At 67.9% G+C, this 17,928-nt stretch carries 15 protein-coding genes; 11 read left to right on the top strand and 4 right to left on the bottom strand.

Going from position 1 to position 17,928, the window contains the following annotated elements; all coding sequences use genetic code 11:
• The first annotated feature begins 35 nt into the window (after nt 1–35).
• From FHU31_RS08190 to FHU31_RS08165, 6 genes are read left to right on the top strand one after another with little or no spacing between them, the layout of a single operon-like run.
• Nucleotides 36–1,625, top strand: coding sequence for an SMP-30/gluconolactonase/LRE family protein (locus tag FHU31_RS08190; protein WP_167157335.1), 1,590 nt, complete (start codon nt 36–38; stop codon nt 1,623–1,625).
• Between the two features lie 19 nt (nt 1,626–1,644).
• A complete protein-coding gene (locus FHU31_RS08185) occupies nt 1,645–2,379 on the top strand; it encodes a GntR family transcriptional regulator (RefSeq protein WP_167157333.1) in 735 nt (244 codons plus the stop codon).
• The gene (locus tag FHU31_RS08180) at nt 2,376–3,899 is read left to right on the top strand and encodes an AMP-binding protein (RefSeq protein ID WP_167157331.1); all 1,524 of its coding nucleotides are present in this window, start codon (nt 2,376–2,378) and stop codon (nt 3,897–3,899) included. The genes FHU31_RS08185 and FHU31_RS08180 overlap by 4 nt, the downstream gene beginning before the upstream one ends.
• Before the next feature lies 1 nt (nt 3,900).
• Nucleotides 3,901–4,668, top strand: a complete 768-nt coding sequence (locus FHU31_RS08175; protein ID WP_167157329.1) for an SDR family NAD(P)-dependent oxidoreductase — start codon at nt 3,901–3,903, stop codon at nt 4,666–4,668.
• A complete protein-coding gene (locus FHU31_RS08170; RefSeq protein WP_167157327.1) occupies nt 4,665–6,125 on the top strand; it encodes an AMP-binding protein in 1,461 nt (486 codons plus the stop codon). Before FHU31_RS08175 ends, FHU31_RS08170 begins: the two co-directional genes overlap by 4 nt.
• Before the next feature lie 19 nt (nt 6,126–6,144).
• Complete coding sequence (locus tag FHU31_RS08165; RefSeq protein ID WP_167157325.1) at nt 6,145–6,939, top strand: SDR family oxidoreductase; 795 nt, start codon at nt 6,145–6,147, stop codon at nt 6,937–6,939.
• Nucleotides 6,940–6,985: 46 nt separating this feature from the next.
• Here the strand turns inward: FHU31_RS08165 and FHU31_RS08160 are convergent, their stop codons facing one another.
• On the bottom strand, nt 6,986–7,351 hold the full coding sequence (locus FHU31_RS08160) for a nuclear transport factor 2 family protein (protein WP_167157323.1): 366 nt from the start codon (nt 7,349–7,351) through the stop codon (nt 6,986–6,988).
• Between the two features lie 113 nt (nt 7,352–7,464).
• Here FHU31_RS08160 and FHU31_RS08155 point away from each other — a divergent pair, with 113 nt between their 5' ends.
• The 4 genes from FHU31_RS08155 (at nt 7,465) to nei2 (ending at nt 14,043) form a co-directional block, all read left to right on the top strand.
• Complete coding sequence (locus FHU31_RS08155; RefSeq protein WP_167157321.1) at nt 7,465–8,115, top strand: TetR/AcrR family transcriptional regulator; 651 nt, start codon at nt 7,465–7,467, stop codon at nt 8,113–8,115.
• 89 nt (nt 8,116–8,204) lie between these two features.
• The gene (locus tag FHU31_RS08150) at nt 8,205–12,725 is read left to right on the top strand and encodes an ATP-dependent helicase (protein WP_167157319.1); all 4,521 of its coding nucleotides are present in this window, start codon (nt 8,205–8,207) and stop codon (nt 12,723–12,725) included.
• 60 nt (nt 12,726–12,785) lie between these two features.
• Nucleotides 12,786–13,271 (top strand): DUF2834 domain-containing protein, encoded by a 486-nt coding sequence (locus tag FHU31_RS08145; RefSeq protein WP_167157318.1) that lies wholly within the window; start codon nt 12,786–12,788, stop codon nt 13,269–13,271.
• 4 nt (nt 13,272–13,275) lie between these two features.
• Nucleotides 13,276–14,043: an endonuclease VIII Nei2 gene (nei2, locus tag FHU31_RS08140; RefSeq protein WP_167157316.1), complete on the top strand. Its 768-nt coding sequence runs from the start codon at nt 13,276–13,278 to the stop codon at nt 14,041–14,043.
• A gap of 1 nt (nt 14,044) precedes the next feature.
• Here the strand turns inward: nei2 and FHU31_RS08135 are convergent, their stop codons facing one another.
• Both FHU31_RS08135 and FHU31_RS08130 read right to left on the bottom strand, forming a co-directional pair.
• Entirely contained in the window at nt 14,045–15,139 is a 1,095-nt protein-coding gene (locus FHU31_RS08135) for a fatty acid desaturase family protein (protein ID WP_167157314.1), read from the bottom strand.
• Nucleotides 15,140–15,176: 37 nt separating this feature from the next.
• On the bottom strand, nt 15,177–16,244 hold the full coding sequence (locus FHU31_RS08130) for a ferredoxin reductase (protein ID WP_167157312.1): 1,068 nt from the start codon (nt 16,242–16,244) through the stop codon (nt 15,177–15,179).
• A 156-nt stretch (nt 16,245–16,400) separates the two neighbouring features.
• Between FHU31_RS08130 and FHU31_RS08125 the strand changes: the two genes are divergently transcribed.
• Nucleotides 16,401–17,090: a TetR family transcriptional regulator gene (locus FHU31_RS08125; protein WP_167157310.1), complete on the top strand. Its 690-nt coding sequence runs from the start codon at nt 16,401–16,403 to the stop codon at nt 17,088–17,090.
• On the opposite strand, the gene FHU31_RS08120 is transcribed toward FHU31_RS08125, so the two are convergent.
• Nucleotides 17,091–17,861, bottom strand: a complete 771-nt coding sequence (locus tag FHU31_RS08120) for an SDR family NAD(P)-dependent oxidoreductase (RefSeq protein ID WP_167157308.1) — start codon at nt 17,859–17,861, stop codon at nt 17,091–17,093.
• Nucleotides 17,862–17,928 lie beyond the last annotated feature (67 nt).

The following is a 17,928-nucleotide window of genomic DNA, read 5'->3' as shown; positions in this document are numbered from 1 at the left end:
GTCTGGACTAGTTCGACCTTGGTAGCGTCCTGCCCATGACCACCCTGCAGGCCGGCCGATACACCGCCGGCACGGCGCCGGAGGCGGCGACCGGATGGACCGTGACGCGAGTGACCGAGCCCAGCCGGCTGTTCGGCGCGAACGGTGTGCGCACCGGCCCGGACGGGCGGCTCTACATCGCACAGGTCACCGGCAGCCAGATCAGTGCCGTCGACGTGGACACGGGCACGATCGAGACGATCAGCGCCAAAGGCGGTGACATCATCGCTCCCGATGACGTCGCCTTCGGGCCGGACGGAACGCTGTACGCCACCGAGGTGATGGACGGCCGGGTCAGCGCACGCGAGGCCACCGGCCGGACCCGCGTGCTGCGCGACGACCTACCGTCGGCCAACGGCATCACCGTTCACCGGGGACGGCTGTTCGTGAACGAATGCCGCGAAGGCGGCCGGCTGTTCGAGCTGGACCCGGGAGGTGGCGAGCCCCGGCTGATCCTGGCGGATCTGCCGTCCCCCAATGCGATGGAGGTCGGACCGGACGGGTTGCTGTACTTCCCGCTGATGACCGCCAACCAGATCTGGCGGGTCGACCCCGACGGCGGCGAACCCGAGGTGGTGACCGGCGATCTCGGGGTTCCCGACTCGGTGAAGTTCGATGCCAACGGTGACATCGTCTCCACCCAGGTGGCCAGCGGGCAGGTGCTCCGGATCGACCCGCGCAGCGGCAGACACACCGTACTGGCGACCCTCACCCCCGGTTTGGACAACTGTGCCTTCGCCGACGGAAGGCTTTTCGTCTCCACCTTCACCGGTCTGATCACCGAGGTGTCACCCGACGGGCAGACCGCGACGCTGCTGCCGGGCGGGCTGAACTGGCCGCTGGATGTCACCGTCGACGCCGGCGGCAACCTGTACGTCGCCGACGGCACCTACTTCTATCTGGTCACCCCCGAGGGCGCCCTACAGACCGTGGGCATGCTGTTCAGCCCCGGCTACCCCGGCTTCCTCCGGGGGCTGGCACCGTCGGGTCCGGGCGAATTCGTGGTCACCACCTCAGGCGGCCAGGTGGCACGCTATCGGCCCGCCGCCAACGAAACCGATTATCTGGCAGACGGTTTGGACCAGCTCTACGGTGTGGCGCTGGCGGGCGATACACCGATCGTGGTGGAACAGGGCACCGGTCGACTGCTGGCGGTCGGCGCCACCGGCACCGAGACGCTGGCCACCGGACTGGACACCCCGGTCGGGGTCGCGATCGATCCGAACGGTCATCCGCTGGTCTCGGTGGCCGGCGCGGTCCTACGCGTGACCGGGTCCGGCACCGAGACGGCCGTGGACGATCTGCTGACACCGCAGGGAATCCTGGTGCGCGGCAACGTGCTCTATATCGTCGACGCCGGATCCAGGGCCGTGCTGTCGGTCGACCTGACCACCGGGGCCCGTGACACCCTGGCCGCCGGCCTCCCCATCGGGGCCCCTCCCGGGGTGACACCCAAACCACTGCGCGGCATGCCGCCGTTCTCCGGGCCGCAGGGACCGTTCGCCGGGATCACCGCGGGCCCCGACGGGACGCTGTACGTGTCAGCCGACGGGGAGGGCAGCGTGCTCGCGCTGCGGAAGGCATGACACGAGTGGGAGCCCAGACATGACGACCGAGGCCACCGAGCATCGCTACCTTCAGGTGGCCCGTACGCTGCGCAAGGAGATCGTGGACGGGATATACCCCGTCGGATCCCAGCTGCCGACCGAACATGAGCTCTGCGAACGGTTCGCGGTGAGCCGCTACACCGTGCGGGAGGCGTTGCGCCGCCTGCGCGAGGACAATCTGGTCTCCTCCCGTCCCCGAACCGGCACCCAGGTCATCCCCCGCACGTCGTCGAGTTCCTATGCGCAGGATGTGATGTCGATCGACGACCTGCTGGCCTTCGCCGCAGGCGCGCAGTTCGACATCGAGTCGAACGCGATGATCACCATCGACGCCGAGACTGCCGAGCGCACCGGACTCGATATCGGCGAGCAGTGGTTGGCCGTGTCCGGGTACCGTCGCGCCACCGACGGCAACCCGATCTGCCGCACCGAGTACTACATCAACCGGGCCTTCGCCGCGGTCGGCCGTCTGCTACAACGCCATTCGGGCCCGATCTTCCCGCTCATCGAAGACCTGTTCGGTATCAGCATCGTCGACGTACACCAGGAGATCGCCGCCGTCCTGGTGCCCGACGACCTGGCCGCCGCACTGCGCATCACCGCGGGCGCGCCGGCGCTGCAGATGCAGCGCACCTATACGACCTCCGACGGTGAGATCGCCCAGGTCACCGTGAACACCCACCCGGCAGCGCAGTACCGGCACTCGATGACGATGCGGCGCGTCACACGGTGACCACCATTCCCCCGTCGCTTCGCTCGCCCCTGACACTGGCCGACACCCTGCGCGAGACGGCGCAGCACGATCCGGGGCGGGTGCTCATCGTGGACGGCGACACCCGGCTGGACGCCGCGACGCTGCGGGACCGGGCCGCGACACTCGCCCGGTCCATGTCCGAGCGGATGCCGCCCGGCAGCGTGGTGTCGTTCATGCTGCCGAACTGGCACGAGGCGGCGGTGGTGTACCTGGCCGCGACGTGGGCGGGCATGGTGGTCAATCCCGTGCTGCCATCCCTGCGCGATCGTGAACTGCAGTTCATTATCGCCGATGCGGATGTCCGAATGATCTTCGTACCGGCCGTGTTCCGCGGGTACGACTATCCCGCGATGTTGGCCCGGGTGGCGGCAAAGCTCTCCACACCGCCGGAGGTGGTGGTGGTCCGCGGCCACGATCAAGGACACGGGCTCACCGAATTTGGGTCGCTCCTCTCTGGTGAGCCGCTGCTCCCCCAGTCCCACGATCCCGCGTCGGTACGCATGGTGATGTACACCTCGGGCACCACCGGGCGCCCGAAAGGCGTTCTGCACAGCCATCGTTCGATCGGTGCGCTGATAGCGCAGATCGGTGCGCATTGGCGGGTCGACGCCGGCGACACCTTCCTGGTGCCCTCGCCGATCGCCCATATCGGCGGCTCGATCTACGCCTTCGAGTGCCCGCTGCTGCTGGGGTCCACCGCGGTGCTCATGGAGAGCTGGGATCCGGATGCGGCGGTGGTGCTGATGACCACCCACCGTTGCACCCATATGGCCGGGGCGACCCCGTTCCTGGACGGCCTGCTCGGCGCGGCCGAGCGGGCCGGCACCCGGCTTCCCGATCTGAAGGTCTTCGTCTGCGGCGGCGCGTCGGTACCGCCGTCGTTGATCCGGCGCGCCACCCAGAGCTTCGAAAAAGCCGTGGTGACACGGGTGTACGGGTCCACCGAGGTGCCGGTGAGCACCGTGGGGTCCCCCGAGGATCCGGACCGCGCCGCCGATACCGACGGCAGACCCGGTATCGCCGATATCGCGGTGGTCGACGGTGAGATCCGGGTGCGTGGCCCCCAGATGCTGGTGGGTTACCTGCACTCGCATGACCGCGACCTCGATGCCGACGGGTACTTCCGCACCGGGGACCTCGGCCGGCTCACGCCGGACGGCTACCTGGTGGTGACCGGCCGCGCCAAAGACCTCATCATCCGCAACGGAGAGAACATCTCCGCCAAGGAGATCGAGGACATCCTCATCGGGCATCCAGACATCGACGAGATCGCGATCGTGGGCATTCCCGACGAGCGCACCGGGGAACGCGCGTGTGCGGTCATCGTCAGCGCCGAGAACCCCCCACCCGATGTGGCCGCGCTGCGCAGCCTGCTCGACGAGCACGGGGTTGCCAGATTCAAGGCACCCGAGCAGGTCGTCAGATGGGAGGCACTCCCGCGCAACGACGCGGGAAAGGTGCTGAAGCACGAGATACGAGCAACCCTGATGAGAGGCTGACATGCAGGTAGCGATCGTGACGGGCGCCAGCAGCGGTATCGGATTCCGCTGCGCCACCTTGCTCGCCGAAACCGGGATGACCGTGTTGGGTGTGGGCCGTGACGAGCAACGGCTCGCCGAACTACGGGCCGCAGGCGGCGGATCCGTGCACACCCTGGTCGCCGATCTGGTCGACGACGACGCGCCACAGCGCATCGTGGACACCGCAGTGTCGACATGGGGTCACGTCGACTATCTGATCAACAACGCCGGGGTGGGCAGCCCCACGCCACTGCACGAGACCGATGACGAAGCACTGGACCATTTCCTGGGCCTGATGTTGCGGGCCCCGTTCCGGCTGTCCCGGGACGCGTTGCCGCACATGCCGTCCGGCTCGGCCATCATCAACGTCACCTCCACCTTCGCGGTGGTGGGCGGGCTGCGCGGCGGGGCGTACTCCGCGGCGAAGGGCGGATTGACCGCGCTGACCACGCATATCGCCTGCCAGTACGGTGCCCAGGGCATCCGGTGCAACGCGGTGGCACCGGGTGTGACGCTGACCCCGATGGTCGCCACCCGCCTCGAGGATGACCGGTTCCGCAAGATCAACACCGAGATGACACCACACACCCGCCTGGGCACCGTCGATGACATCGCCGGCACGGTGGCGTTCCTGTGTTCGCCCGCGGGGAGTTTCATCAACGGCCAGACCATCGTCGTCGACGGCGGCTGGAGCTCGACGAAGTACCTGTCAGATTTCGCGCTCGACTCACGGTGGGTCCAGCAGTGAACCTGTTCGGCGTACTCGAGCAGGCCGCCGCCCGGTTCGGCGACCGCGGCGCGGTATACCTGGGCACCCGGCAACTGCACACCTGGGCACAGTTGCGCGACCGGGCCCTGCGGCTGGCGGGATCCCTCAGCGCAAGGCATGACACCGGCGCCCGGATCGCCATCGCCAGCGAGAACCGCCCGGAGATCATCGAAGTGATGTTCGCGGTGTGGGCTGCCGGATGTGTCGTGGTACCGATCAACTTCAAGCTACATCCGCGCGAGATGGCGCAGATCCTCGACGATGCCGGCGTGTCACTGGTATTCGCCTCCCCCAAGATCGCGGTGGGGCTCGACGGTGCGCCGGTGGAGGTCCTCGGCGGCGCGGGTTACGACGTCCGCCTGGCCCATGCTCCGGCGGTGCGGGCGAACACCGATCCGGGCGCCCTGGCCTGGCTGTTCTACACCAGCGGCACCACCGGAAAATCCAAGGGCGCCATGCTGTCACATCGCAATCTGATGGCGATGACGGTGGCGCATCTCGCCGACTTCGACGCACCTGACGAGAATCACAGCCTGATTCACGGTGCACCGATGTCGCACGGTTCCGGTCTGTACATCGCACCGTACGTGTTGCGTGCGGCGCGGCAGGTCATCCCCGAATCTGCGGGGTTCGAGCCGGCGGAATTCCTCGACCTGTGCGATCACCATCCGGGCGTGAGCTGTTTCCTGGCACCGACGATGGTGCAGCGTCTGGTGGCAACCGGCCGGCCGCGACCGCAGAACCTGACGACGGTGGTCTACGGCGGCGGACCGATGTACGTGGACAGTCTCAAGAAGGCGATGGCCGCCTTCGGCCCGATCTTCGTGCAGCTCTACGGCCAGGGCGAGGCTCCGATGACGATCACCGGTTTGCGCCGCCACGATCATCTCGACGCGAGCGACGCGGTGCTCGGTTCGGTCGGCTATGCGCGTTCCGGTGTGGAGGTCGCCGTGCTCGACGATGGCGGCACCCCGGCCGGTATCGACGAGGTCGGCGAAATCGTCTGTCGCGGTGACGTCGTCATGTCCGGATACTGGAACAACCCGACGGCGACGGCGGCCACCCTGGTCGACGGGTGGTTGCGCACCGGTGACCTGGGGTCGTTCGACGGGCGCGGATTCCTCACCCTGCGGGATCGCAGCAAGGACGTGGTGATCAGCGGTGGCAGCAACATCTATCCGCGTGAGGTCGAGGAAGTCCTGATCGAGCACCCGGACGTCGTGGAGGCCTGCGTCGTGGGCGCCCCCGACGACGAATGGGGTGAGGTGGTCGTCGCTTTCATCGTCGGGACCGCCACCGAAGACGCTCTCGACACGCACCTGCTGGAGCGCATCGCCCGCTTCAAGCGACCCAAGCGGTATGTCCACGTCGACGAGCTGCCCAAGAACAGCTACGGCAAGGTACTCAAGCGGGAGCTGCGTGAGCTCGTGCGCTGAGCACTGGTAGACACGTCTCATGCAGATCGAGGGCCGGGTGGCCGTCATCACCGGGGCGGGTTCGGGTATCGGACGAGCGTTGGCCCATGCGTTCGCGGCGGCCGGCGCGTCGGTGGTGGCCGGCGACCTCAACGGAGTCGCGGCCACCCAGACGGCCGAGTCCATCGGGGATCGCGCCGTCGGAGTGTCAGCAGATGCCAGTTCGACCGGGGGTATCGCCACGCTGATCGACACCGCCCGGACGCAGTTCGGGCCGGTCGACATCTACGTCGCCAATGCCGGCATCATCGGCGCACCCGGGCTCGGCACCGAAGCCACGTGGGACCAAGTACTGGACGTGAACCTGCGTGCCCACATCCGGGCGGCGGACGCCCTGGTGCCCGAGTGGCTGCAGCGCGGCGGGTATTTCGTCAGCGTCGCCTCGGCGGCCGGCTTGCTCACCCAGGTCGGCGCGGCCGGTTACGCCGTCACCAAACACGCCGCGGTGGGGTTCGCCGAGTGGTTGTCGATCACGTACGGGGACAGCGGAGTCGGCGTCACCTGCGTCTGCCCGATGGGGGTGGACACGCCGCTGCTCACCGATATCCGCGATGCCACGGATCCGGTCACCCGGCTGGCCGCCGATTCGGTCACCACCGCGGGCGAGGTGCTCACCGCCGAGGAGGTGGCTGCCGCGACGCTGGCGGGTGTGCGCGACGAACGGTTCCTGGTGCTGCCACATGAGGCGGTGCTGGAGATGTACCGGGGCAAGGGTGCCGACTACGACCGCTGGATCGCGGGGATGCGGCGGTATCAGCGCGCGCTGGGCAGGTGACAGGTCGGGGATCAGACGCGACGTCTCGGGTTGACGCGGAGCACGGTCAGGGCTCGATCACCAGTCGGCTGACAAGCGCACCATCCAGCGTGAACCGATAGTGGAGGTCGGCGACACCGCCCGGGAAGTTCCCCTTCAGGCGTTGGAGCACATCGACATTCTCGGTGTCAACGACAGTGGCACTGGTGAACTCGGTGGTATAGGTGTACTCGCCGGCGGGACCGTTCAGCCAGGCATCGATCCGATCGTGGCCGACATGGTCGTGCCCTTCGTCCGTCACAACGGCATCGGCCGTGAAGACCGCGAGTACTCTGCTGTCCTTGCCGGTCGCATGCGCGGTGAGGTAGGTCTTGACGATCTCGGGGAGCGCATCCCATTCGGATTGTGCGTTCTTGCGGTGATGGAGGGTCATGACCCCCACGGTGCAGTCTCCCGCAGGGGAAGAGTCAAGCTGCCCGGTCGACCGCTGGCCAGATATCGCAGGGCACCGGCTGCTGTTACACACGTGCGCATTACGATTCCGGCATGGGGGAATCCCGGCGACGCCTGTCCCCGGACGACCGGCGCACCGAACTGCTGAACCTCGGCGCCGAGGTGTTCGGGCAACGCCCCTATGACGAGGTCCGCATCGACGAGATCGCCGAGCGGGCCGGCATCTCCCGCGCGCTGATGTATCACTACTTCCCGGACAAGCGCGCGTTCTTCGCCGCAGTGGTCCGCGCCGAGGGTGAGCGCCTGTTCGAGGCCACCAACCACGCGCCCGAGCCGGGGCAGACGCTGTTCGGTCAGGTGCGCGCGGGCGTGCTGGCCTACCTGCGGTACGACGAGGAACACCCGCACGGCGCGTGGGCCGCGTATATGGGCATGGGCCGCGTCGACCCGGTGCTGCGGGGGATCGACGAACTGGACAACGACCGCCAGGCCGACCGGATCATCGGCGCGATCACCGCGGCCGTGGGCGATACCGCCGCGCCGGAGCTGGCCCGCGATCTGCGGGTCACGGTGTACGGCTGGCTGGCCTTCACCTTCGAGTTCTGCCGGCAACGGGTGCTCGACGCGTCGCTCGACCGCGATTTCGTCGCCGACACCTGCGCGCACGCCCTGCTCGACGCCGTCGGCCGAGTCCCCGGCATCCCCGCGTCACTGGCCGCCGCGGTCGCGCCCGACGCCCGCTGACCAGCGATTTGTGCACGTTCACCGGCGCCGACCGCCGGTGAACGTGCACAAATCGCGGAGTTGTCGGTGGTGGGCGGCAGTATGGACTGATGGCCCCACCCGATCCACTGGGCCGGTTCAGCGAGCTGACCCGGCAGTGGTTCGCGGGCACCTTCCCGGCCCCCACCCTGGCGCAGTCCGAGGCTTGGTCCGCGATCGCCGACGGGCGGCACACCCTGGTCATCGCGCCCACCGGTTCCGGCAAGACGCTGGCGGCGTTCCTCTGGGCCATCGATCAGCTCGCCCGCACCGAGCCGAGCCGGGGCACCAAGGTGCTCTACGTCTCTCCGCTGAAAGCCCTCGCCGTCGACGTCGAACGCAACCTGCGCACCCCGCTCACCGGTATCGCCCGGGTGGCCGAACGGCTCGGCGAGCAGGCTCCGGCCATCACCGTGGGCGTGCGGTCCGGCGACACCCCACCCAAGCAGCGCCGTGAGCTGATCGCGAGGCCGCCGGACATCCTGATCACCACCCCCGAGTCACTGTTCCTCATGCTCACCTCGTCCGCCCGGGACACGCTGACCTCGGTGCACACCGTCATCGTCGACGAGGTACACGCCGTCGCGGGCACCAAACGCGGTGCGCACCTGGCCCTTTCGCTGGAGCGCCTCGACGCCCTACTCGACACTCCGGCCCAGCGCATCGGACTGTCGGCGACGGTGCGCCCGCCCGAGGAGGTGGCGCGCTTCCTGGCCGGGTCCGCCCCGGCGCATATCGTCGCCCCACCCGCCGACAAGACCTTCGACCTCAAGGTCCAGGTACCCGTGCCGGATATGGCGAATCTGGCCGACAACTCGATCTGGCCGGATGTCGAGGAGCGCATCGTCGACCTGATCGAAGCGCATCAGTCTTCGATCGTCTTCGCCAATTCCCGGCGGCTGGCCGAGCGCCTCACGTCCCGGCTCAACGAGATCCATGCCGAGCGCACCGGTATCGAGCTGCCCGAGGGGCACAACCCGAAGGTGGGGGGCGGCGCCCCCGCCCACGTCATGGCCAGCGGCCAGAGCTTCGGCGCGCCCACCCTGCTGGCCCGCGCCCATCACGGCTCGGTGAGCAAGGAGCAGCGCGCCGCCGTCGAGGACGACCTGAAAAGCGGGCGGCTCAAAGCCGTCGTCGCCACCTCCAGCCTGGAACTGGGCATCGACATGGGTGCGGTGGACCTCGTCATCCAGGTCTCGGCGCCCCCCTCGGTGGCCAGCGGCCTGCAGCGCATCGGCCGCGCCGGTCACCAGGTCGGCGAGATCTCCCAGGGTGTGCTGTTCCCCAACCATCGCACCGACCTGATCGACTGCGCGGTCACGGTGCAGCGGATGCAGGCCGGCGAGATCGAGTCGATGGCGGTGCCGGCCAATCCGCTCGACATCCTGGCCCAGCACACCGTGGCCGCGGCCGCGCTGGAACCGCTGGACGTCGAGACCTGGTTCGACACGGTGCGCCGCAGCGCTCCCTTCGCGACCCTGCCGCGCAGCGCATTCGAGGCGACGCTGGATCTGTTGTCCGGGAAGTACCCGTCCACCGAATTCGCCGAACTGCGCCCGCGGCTGATCTACGACCGCGGCGGGGATCTCGGGGCCACCCTGACCGCGCGGCCCGGGGCGCAGCGGCTGGCGGTCACCTCCGGCGGTGCGATTCCCGACCGCGGCATGTTCACCGTCTACCTCGCCACCGAAAAACCCTCCCGGGTCGGCGAACTCGATGAGGAAATGGTCTACGAGTCGCGTCCGGGCGATGTCATCTCGCTCGGCGCCACCAGCTGGCGGATCACCGAGATCACCCACGACCGCGTGATGGTGCTGCCCGCGCCCGGTCAGCCGGCACGGCTGCCGTTCTGGCGCGGTGACAGCGTGGGCCGGCCTGCCGAGTTGGGCGCCGCGGTCGGACGGTTCACCGGCGAGCTGGCCGCGCTGGGCCGCGCCGACTTCGATGTGCGCTGCGCAGAAACCGGTTTCGACGATTTCGCCACCGACAATCTGTGGCAACTGCTCGACGAACAACGCCAGTCCACCGGCGTGGTGCCCACCGATACCACGCTGGTGGTGGAACGGTTCCACGACGAGCTGGGTGACTGGCGGCTGATCTTGCACTCCCCGTACGGGCTGCGGGTGCACGGCCCGCTGGCACTGGCCGTGTCACGGCGGCTCCACGAGCGCTACGGCATCGACGAGAAGCCGACGGCCTCCGATGACGGCATCATCGTCCGGCTGCCCGATACGGATGAAAAGCCACCCGGGGCAGATATTTTCGTGTTCGAGGCCGACGAGATCGAGCCACTCGTCACCACCGAGGTGGGCGGGTCGGCGCTGTTCGCCTCGCGGTTCCGCGAATGCGCGGCGCGTGCGCTGCTGCTGCCGCGCAGGAATCCGGGCAAACGGTCACCGCTGTGGCATCAACGCCAGCGGGCCTCGCAGTTGCTCGACGTGGCCCGCAAATATCCCGACTTCCCGATCGTGCTGGAGACCGTCCGCGAATGCCTGCAGGACGTCTATGACGTGCCGGCGCTGACCGACCTGATGAGTCGGATCGCCCAACGCCGGGTGCGGTTGATCGACGTCGAAACCACCACGCCCTCACCCTTCGCGGCGTCCGTACTGTTCGGCTACGTCGGCGCGTTCATGTACGAGGGCGACAGCCCGCTGGCCGAACGCCGGGCGGCCGCGCTGTCCTTGGACAGCGTGCTGCTCGCCGAATTGCTCGGCCGGGTCGAGCTGCGGGACCTGCTCGACCCCGAGGTGCTCGCCGCGACCGCCCGTCAGTTACAGCATCTCGATCCCGACCGGGCTGCCCGTGACGCGGAGGGTATCGCCGACCTGCTGCGGCTGCTGGGCCCGCTCACGGCGGACGAACTGGCCGACCGCTGCACCACGACGGAGATCGGTGGCTGGCTCGAAGGCCTGCGCACCGCACGCCGGGCGCTGACGGTGACGTTCGCCGGGGCGACCTGGTGGGTGTCGATCGAAGACATCGGGCTGTTGCGCGACGGAGTCGGGGTGGCCGTACCGGTCGGAGTGCCGCTGACGTTCCTGGAGTCCGCGACCGATCCGCTGGGCGAACTGCTGGGCCGCTACGCCCGCACCCACGGCCCGTTCAGCACCGCCGAGGCGGCCGCGCGATTCGGGCTGGGACTGCGGGTGACCGCCGATGTGCTGGGCCGGATGGCCGCGGACGGCAAACTCGTGCGGGGTGAGTTCAGCGATGCCGCGGCCGACCCGGCGGCGGCACCGGGCCCGCGTGGCGAACAGTGGTGTGACGCAGTCGTTCTGAAGATCCTGCGGCGACGGTCCTTGGCGGCGTTGCGCGCCGCGGTGGAACCGGTCAGCCCCGCCGCCTATGGCCGGTTCCTGCCGGCCTGGCAGCACGTCGGATCCCCGAACAACCGCGGCGTCGACGGGCTGGCCGCGGTGATCGATCAGCTGGCCGGGGTGCCGCTGCCGGCCTCGGCGGTCGAATCCCTGGTGCTGCCACAACGGGTCGCCGACTATCAGCCGGCCATGCTCGACGAACTCCTGGCCTCCGGCGAGGTGACATGGTCCGGTGCCGGACAGATCGGGGCCGCCGACGGCTGGGTGGTCTTCCATCTGGCCGACTCGGCACCGTTGACCCTGCCCGCGCCCGCCGCGATCGAGCTGACCGACACCCACCGTGCCCTGCTGGACACCTTGTCGGCCGGCGGCGCGTACTTCTTCCGGCAACTCACCGAAGACGGCACGGAAAGCACGTTCAGCGCTGCGTTGTGGGAGTTGATCTGGGCCGGCATGGTCACCGGCGACACGTTCGCCCCGGTGCGGGCGGTACTGCACGGGTCTCGGCGGGCACCCGCACACCGGCAGCGCCAGCGTCCGCCGAAGCTGAGCCGATACCGGATCGCACATCCCGCGCCACGCACCGACCCGAAGGTCTCCGGACGCTGGTCGGCACTGCCCGCACCGGAACCGGACTCGACCGTGCGCGCCCACTTCCAGGCCGAGCTGCTGCTGAACCGGCACGGAGTCCTGACTCGCGGTGCCACCGAGGGGCTGCCCGGCGGGTTCGCAATGCTCTACAAGGTGCTCACCGCCTTCGAGGACGCCGGGCGTTGTCAACGCGGCTATTTCATCGAATCACTGGGCGGCGCCCAGTTCGCCGCGGCGTCGACGGTGGACCGGCTGCGCAGTTATCTGGACGGGGTCGACCCGGAGCGCCCCGAATGGCATGCGGTGGTGCTCGCGGCGACCGACCCGGCCAACCCATACGGAGCCGCACTGCCCTGGCCCGGCGAAGGTGACTTCCGGCCGGGCCGCAAGGCCGGCGCACTGGTGGTGCTGGTCGACGGCCGGCTGGTGTGGTTCCTGGAACGGGGCGGCCGCTCACTGCTCAACTTCGGTGCCGAATCCGGGGCCCAGCAGGCCGCCGCCACCGCGCTGGCCGATCTGGTCCGAGACCAGCGGGTGTCGTCACTGCTGGTCGAACGGGTCAACGGCGTATCCGTGCTGGACCCGGCCTCCGACGAGGGACGCGAGGCGCGCGCGGCCGCGCAGTCCGCCCTCACCGAAGCCGGTTTCGCGCGGACGCCGCGCGGACTACGGCTGCGCTGACTCGGCAGACGAAATGGCAAAATTGACGAAACGTGCCCCGGCGCGGGCCATACTGGCGGCATGGTCTCGCTCGCCGTTCACCTGATTCTCGGACTTGCCGTCATCGCCTGGATCGTCAACGCCAACCGCGACATCTTCACCCGCCCGGCGACCGGTCCGAACATCTCCGCCCTGGAGGTCACGTTCTACCTCGTCGGCATCGCCGGCACCGTCATCGGCTACTACTTCAACTACCGCTATGTCGCCGAGTACGCGACCCCGTCGAGCAATCCGATCTGGGGCCCGGGCAGTTGGCAGGAATTCATCACGCTCGGCTACACCAATCCGGCGGCGAGCTCGGCCAGCCAGGACTACACCATCATCAACGTCATCCTGCTGCCCCTGTTCACCATCGTCGACGGCCACCGGCGCGGGATCAACCGGCCGTGGCTGTACTTCGTGTCGAGCCTGTTCACCAGTTGCGCGTTCGCCTACGCGTTCTACTTCGCCACCCTGGACCGGCAGCACCGTCACCAGAAGGCGCTCACCGGGGTCGGTGTTCAATGATGGTATGCCCGAAGGTGACACCGTCTTCCACACCGCCGCCACACTGAGGCAGGCACTCGTGGGAAAGACGTTGACCCGCTGCGACATCCGGGTGCCGCGCTATGCGACGGTGGATCTGACCGGCGACGTGGTCGACGAAGTGCTCAGCCGGGGCAAGCACCTGTTCATCCGGGTGGGCTCCAAGGATGGTGGAGCCAGCATCCATTCCCACCTCAAGATGGACGGCAGCTGGCGGATCGGTCCGGGCCGGGTGGAGCCGCACCGGATCCGCATCGTGCTCGGCACGGCGGACGGTCTGGCCACCGGTATCGACCTGGGCGTGCTGGAGGTCCTCGAGCGGGCCCACGACCAGGACGTGGTCGCCCACCTGGGCCCGGATCTGCTCGGCCAGGATTGGGACCCGCGACGCGCGGCGGCGAACCTGAGCGCCGATCCCGATCGCGCCCTGGCCGAGGCCCTACTGGATCAGCGGGTGATGGCCGGGGTGGGCAATGTGTACGCCAACGAGCTGTGCTTTGTCTTCGGGCGCAGGCCCACGGCCCGGGTCGGGACCGTCCCCGATCCCCTACGGCTGGTACAGCGCGCTCGGGACATGTTGTGGCTCAACAGATCACGAACGAACAGGTGCACCACCGGTGACACCCGGCGCGGGCAGCAGGTGTGGGTGTACGGACGGTCCGCACAGCCGTGTCGCCGCTGCGGGACCTCCATCGAGATGGACCGCAGCGGCGACCGGATCAGCTTCTGGTGCCCGAATTGTCAGGCACCGTAGGTCATTTCGGGTTCGGCAGCGCCAGCCGGCAGATCTTCTTGACGACCGAGAAGAACTGCTTGGGCAGCGGCCCACCGTTGTAGGGCAGACCGTATCGCCGGCAGATCTCCTTCACCTCACCCGAGATCTCGGCATAACGGTGCGCCGGAATGTCGGGGAACAGATGGTGCTCGATCTGGAAGGACAGGTTGCCACTGAAGATGTGGAACCACTTTCCCCCGGTGAGGTTCGCCGAACCCAACAGCTGCCGGTAGTACCACTGCCCGCGTGTCTCGGCCTTGGTCTCTTCGACGGTGAACTCATGCGTGCCCTCCGGGAAATGGCCGCAGAAGATGATCATGTACGACCACACATTGCGCATCAGGTTGGCGGTCATGTTGCCCGTGAAGACGAACGGCGCGAACGGGCCGGCCAGCAGCGGGAAGGCCACGTAGTCCTTCACGGTCTGCTTCCTGACCTTCGCCCACATCTCGGTGAGCATGTCCTTCTTGTCCCGCAGCTTGATCTCACCGGAGCGGATGCGCTCGGTCTCCAGCTCGTGCAGGGCCACGCCGTACTGGAAGAACACCATCAGCAGGAACGCGTAGACCGGGTTGCCCAGGTAGTACGGATGCCACTTCTGGTCCTCACTCATCCGCAGCACGCCGTAGCCGATGTCGCGATCCAGGTCGACGATGTTGGTGTAGGTGTGGTGCATGTAGTTGTGCGAGTGCCGCCACTGGTTGGACGGGCAGGCCGAATCCCATTCGAAGTTCTGGCCGCGCAGCGCCGGATCGCCCATCCAGTCGTACTGGCCGTGCATGACGTTGTGGCCGATCTCCATGTTGTCGAGGATCTTCGACAGCCCGAGCATCACGGTGCCGATCGGCCATGCCGGCGGCAGGAACAGCAGGGCGCGGCCGCCGACCTCGAGGCTGCGCTGCATCTTGATGATCTTGCGGATGTAGGCGGCGTCACGCTCCCCCAGCTCGGCCAGCGCACGTTCACGGATGGCGTCGAGTTCTTTGCCGAACGCGTCGGCCTGCTCGGGGGTGAGCGCGTACTTCGCCGAAGGGGCGGAAACGGTGGAGCTACGGGGCAATTCGAGTGTGGTCATTGCTTGTCCTTTCGCGTCACAGGATGTTCAGGGTTCTCTACAGATCGATCTCGACATCGCCGACGGGGGCGGTGACGCAGATTCGGATGTCTTCGCAGTCGTCGGTGGACACCGTGCCGTTGAGCACATTGCGCACGGCGCCGCGGGTTTTGGTTCGGGTGCAGCTGAAGCAGATGCCCATCCGGCATCCGCTTTCCGGGTTCAGCCCGGCGGCCTCGGCCTGTTGGAGCAACGTCTGACCGCTGTCGGTCACCTTCACAGCACTGCCGGCGAAGGTGACGGTGCCACCGGTGGCTTCGGCAGGCACGGCGAACACCGGCGGGACGAAGCTCTCCGATCGTGCGTCCGGACGCAGCCCCCGCACCGCGTCGACGAGCGCGGGCGGACCGCACACGAAGATCGCGTCCGGTTCGGCCATCGCCGCAGCCAGGTGATGCGGGGCGAAGTATCCGTCCAGATCGGCGCCGGCGTCGTCGCGGGTGTAGCCGTGCAGCACCCGAACGCCGGGCATGGTGTCGAGTTCGTCGCGATAGCAGGCCTCTTCGGCGGAGCGCGCATAGTGGATGAACGCGGCGTCGCCGGTGAAGCCCTCGGCTTTGAGCGTGCGCAGCATCGACAGCACCGGGGTGATACCGCTGCCGCCGGAGACGAACAGGATGCGCCCGGGGCGCTGTGCCGGCATGAAGAAGTCGCCGCCGACGGAGTCGAGGCCGACGATCATCCCGGGCTTGGCGTTCTCGTAGAGGTAGGTCGACACCAGGCCACCGTCATGCAGCCCGACGGTCAGTTCGATGAGGCGGCCACCCTCCGCGCTGGCCGGGGAGTACGGGCGGGTGCGGCGGCGTCCGTTGATCTCCACCGACAGGTTGATGTGCTGACCGGCCATGAAGCCGGTGAAGGCCCGGTTGGGTTCCAGCGTCAAGGTGACACTGCGGGGCGTCTGGCGACGGACGGCCACCACCTTTGCGCGCGCACTGCCCTTGATCCACACCGGATCGACGATCTCGGTGTACCGGTCGACGCCGTGCGGTCCGGTGAGCAGATCCAGCAGCGGCGACCGGAGCACCCGGTCCCTCAGCTTGTGCGTCAATGTTTCGGTGAACATATGTACACTGTGGGCGCGATGAACTCGCATGGTCAAGGAAAACCTGCAGGTTGTGATGGGCATAACACAGTGAACGTTCGTACTCTGAATTCACAAACGATTGACAACGCAGCGCCGAGCGAATCGGAGGGGCATCCGGTTGTACGCTCGTTGGTTGTGGATAGTGACGTTCCGAAGTCGCGCTCCGGGCGGCCCAGTCGCTCAGGACGGCCTCGCTCGCGTGACACCTTGTCGCGCGAAGAGCGCAAAGAGGTCACCCGACGCGCGATCGTGGCCGCCGCACTGCACCTGCTCGAGGAGGGCAGCTTCACCGGCCTGAGCCTGCGGGAGGTCACCCGCGAAGCGGGCATCGTGCCCGCGGCCTTCTACCGCCACTTCGATTCGATGGAAGCTCTCGGCCTTGTGCTGATCGACGAATCGTTCCGATCACTGCGTGACATGCTGCGCGGTGCCCGCGCCGGGAAACTCGATCCCAACCACGTCATCGACTCGTCGGCGGAGATCCTCATCGCCAGTATCAGCGACCGCCGCGAGCACTGGCGCTTCATCACCCGGGAGCGTGCCAGTGGTGTGGCCATGCTGCGCTACGCCATTCGCACCGAGATCCGGTTGATCACCTCGGAGCTCGCCATCGACCTGGCCCGCTTCCCCGGGATGAAGGACTGGAGCAGCGAGGACCTCAACATTCTGGCCAACCTGTTCGTCAACGCCATGATCTCGATCGCCGAAACCGCCGAGGACGCCTCCGACCCGTCGGCGCTGGAGGAGATCAAGCGCACCGCCGTCAAGCAGATGCGGATGATCGCGGTCGGCGTCAGGGGCTGGCGCAGCGCCGAGCGGGACTGACTAGCGCGGGGTCCCCCCGCCGTCGACGATGACCACCTGACCGGTGATATAGCTACCGGCCCGAGAGCACAGCAGCAGCGCGGTACCGATCATTTCGTCCGGCGATGCGAGCCGGCGCATCAGGGTGTTCGCCGCCATCGCGTCGACGGCCTCCTGCGGATTGTTGCGCATCATGTCGGTGTCCACGGGCCCGGGTGCGAGGGCGTTGACCCGGATGCCCAGCGGGGCGAACTCGGCCGCCATCGAGCGGGTCACCGACATCAGCGCGGCCTTACCCGAGGCGTAGATGGACAACGAGGGCGCGAAGTTGAAGGCGCCCACCGAGACCATGTTCAGCACCGCCGCCGCCGGACTCTGCGTCAGATACGGCAACGCATGCTGAACCAGGAACACCGGGCCCTGCAGATTCACGGAGTAGGACTTGTTCCAGGCATCGACGGTCATCGACCCGAACGGCTGCGCCAGCGCATTGGCCGCGTTGTTGACCACCACGTCGATGCCACCGAATTCCGACACGGTGCGGTCCACCAGCGCCGCCAGATCATCGACCGCACCAAGATGGGCCGGCACGCCGATCGCCTCGCCGCCCAGGCTCCGGAGATGCGCGGCGGCCGCAGCGCACGCGTCGGGCTTGCGGCTGGCCACCACCACCCGGGCTCCGCTGAGGGCGAACCCCTCACTCAACGCCAATCCGATGCCGCGGGTACCGCCGGTGACGATGACGGTGCGGTCGGACATGTCGAACAACTGGTCAAACGCGGCACGATCCATGCCGGTCAGTAGATCAGACCTGGTCAGGCAGTCTGGTCACTTGCGTCATCAACTAGCTACGTGCCGG

It is taken from the genome of Mycolicibacterium fluoranthenivorans (genome assembly GCF_011758805.1).
GTDB classification, from domain to species: domain Bacteria; phylum Actinomycetota; class Actinomycetes; order Mycobacteriales; family Mycobacteriaceae; genus Mycobacterium; species Mycobacterium fluoranthenivorans.
Note: the sequence above shows the minus strand (reverse complement) of the source record. Positions and strands in the feature narration are given on the sequence as shown.